Source organism: Sulfitobacter sp. HI0129 (assembly GCF_001635395.1).
In the GTDB taxonomy this organism is placed as follows: Bacteria; Pseudomonadota; Alphaproteobacteria; order Rhodobacterales; family Rhodobacteraceae; genus Sulfitobacter.
Map to the genome: position 1 here is coordinate 1 of NZ_LWGH01000471.1, position 2,419 is coordinate 2,419.

Below are 2,419 nucleotides of genomic sequence, written 5' to 3' on the forward strand. Positions count from 1 at the left end.
GCACCCCGGTGGGGGAGATGATCGCAGCACGGCTCTGGGTGTCATTGCCGCTGGCTCTCTATGCGCTGACGCTGTCCACCCTGATCGCCTTTCCCGCCGGTATTTTCGCCGCTTCCCGCAGGGGGGAGGCCGGGGATTTAGGCGTGATGGGGGCCACGCAGCTCGGCGTTGCCATCCCGAATTTCTGGTTCGCGATGATGCTGGTCCTGATCTTTGCGATCAACCTGCGGTGGTTTTCAGCAGGGGGCTTCGGCGGGTGGGACGCGGGGTTTTTCGCGGGCATGCGCGCACTGACGTTGCCCGCCATCGCGCTGGCGCTGCCGCAGGCGGCAATCCTTGCCCGGGTCATGCGGTCGTCGTTACTCGACGTATTGGGCGAAGATTTCATCCGCACGGCGCGCGCCAAGGGGCTGTCCGCGCGTCAGGCGCTCTGGCGGCACGGGTTGCGCAATGCCCTGATCCCCGTGCTCACAATCATCGGACTGCAATTCTCGTTCCTCTTGGCCGGGGCCATCATCATCGAACAGGTTTTCTACCTTCCGGGCCTCGGGCGGCTGATCTTTCAGTCAATCTCTGCCCGTGACCTCATCGTTGTGGAATCCGTCGTGATGCTGCTGGTCTTTTCCGTCATCGTCGTGAATTTCGTCGTTGACCTCACCTATGCCGCCGTCGATCCCCGGCTGAGAACCCGGACATGAACCGGAGCCTGATACTTGGGGCGTCCCTGTCGCTGTTCTTCGTGGGGATGGCTTTCGTCAGCTTCTTCTGGACGCCATTCGACCACGCGGCGCTGGACATCGCCGGAAAGCTCCAGACACCGAACGGGAACCACCTGCTTGGTACGGATCATTTCGGGCGCGACATGCTGAGCATGATCATGGTGGGCGCGCGTACTTCCATCGCGGTCGCATTGGTGGCCGTGGGCATCGGCATGGGGGTGGGCATACCGCTCGGCCTATGGGCGGCGGCGCGGCGCGGCAGCCTGCTGGATGAGACGATCATGCGCGCCAACGATCTGATATTCGCCTTCCCCGCGCTGGTCATCGCCATCCTGATCACCGCCGTCTTCGGCGCCGGGGCGCGCAATGCGATCATCGCCATCGGGATCTTCAACATCCCGGTCTTCGCGCGGATCACCCGGGGTGCCGCGCTGTCGATCTGGCAGCGGGAATTCATCCTCGCCGCGCGGGTTGCGGGCAAATCGGCGGCACGCATATCGGCCGAGCATATCCTGCCCAATGTCGCGAACCTTCTGATCGTTCAGGGCACCATACAGTTTTCGCTCGGCATCCTTGCCGAAGCGGGCCTGTCCTACGTGGGGCTCGGTGCGCAGCCGCCAACGCCTTCATGGGGGCGGATGCTGGCGGATGCGCAAACGCTCGTGGCCATCGCGCCGCATATGGCGCTCATCCCCGGCTTTGCCATCATCCTCACCGTGCTGGGGTTGAACCTGATGGGGGACGGGCTGCGCGATCATCTTGACCCCCGGTTGCGGGTGGCCCGGTCATGAGCCTTCTGGAACTCGGTGCGCTCTCCATGTCGATCCACGGGATCGAGGTTCTGCGGGACGTCACGCTTTTCGTCGAAGAGGGGGAGATCGTGGCCATCACCGGGGAAAGCGGGTCGGGCAAGAGCATGACGGCCCTTTCGACGCTCCAGCTTCTGCCGCGCGGCGCGCGCTGCACCGGCAGCGTGATGCTGGACGGGCAGGACCTTGCGACGCTTTCCGAAGAGGCGCTTTGCGATGTTCGAGGCAATACCGTCGGCATGGTGTTTCAGGAACCGATGACCGCGCTCAACCCCGTGCAGACCATTGGCCGTCAGGTGGCCGAAACCATCCGCGTGCACCGGCCCGAGGTCTCGCGCAGCGATGCCGCCGCCATGGCAGCCGAGGCGCTGGACCGGGTCGGGATGCCCGCCCATCGTTTTCCCCCGCACCGCTATCCACATGAACTCAGCGGCGGTCAGCGGCAGCGTGTCGTCATCGCCATGGCCATCGCGCTGCGACCCAAGCTCCTTGTGGCCGATGAACCGACCACGGCGCTGGACGTGACGACGCAGGCCCAGATACTCGACCTGCTGCGCAGCCTCGCGCGCGAAGACGGAATGGGGCTGCTGATGATCACCCATGACCTCGCCGTGGTGGCGGACATGGCGGATCGCATCATCGTCATGCGCAAGGGGCAAATCGTCGAACAGGGTGCAACCGGCACCCTGCTGCGGGACATGCGCCACCCCTATACCAAGATGCTTTTTGCCACGTCGAACCACCAAGTCGATCTGCCGCCCGCCCCCCCGCCGCGCCCCCTGCTTGAGGTTTCGCATGTTTCGCGCGATTACCGCCTGCCGCGAAGCTCCCTTTTCGGGGCGCCGGGCCGGTTCCGCGCCGTGGACGACGTCAGCTTTACCATAGACCGGG

The 2,419-nt window shown here is 64.7% G+C and carries 3 protein-coding genes; all 3 read left to right on the forward strand.

Features of this window, described 5'->3' with window-relative positions:
- The coding region (locus A3764_RS12860) for an ABC transporter permease (RefSeq protein ID WP_067951645.1) at positions 1 to 698 on the forward strand (698 nt) is incomplete at its 5' end.
- Positions 695 to 1,510 (forward strand): ABC transporter permease, encoded by an 816-nt coding sequence (locus A3764_RS12865; RefSeq protein ID WP_067921969.1) that lies wholly within the window; start codon positions 695 to 697, stop codon positions 1,508 to 1,510. The genes A3764_RS12860 and A3764_RS12865, both read left to right, overlap by 4 nt.
- Positions 1,507 to 2,419, forward strand: a 913-nt coding sequence (locus tag A3764_RS12870; protein ID WP_150122170.1) for an ATP-binding cassette domain-containing protein, incomplete at its 3' end; no start/stop codon positions are given. The genes A3764_RS12865 and A3764_RS12870, both read left to right, overlap by 4 nt.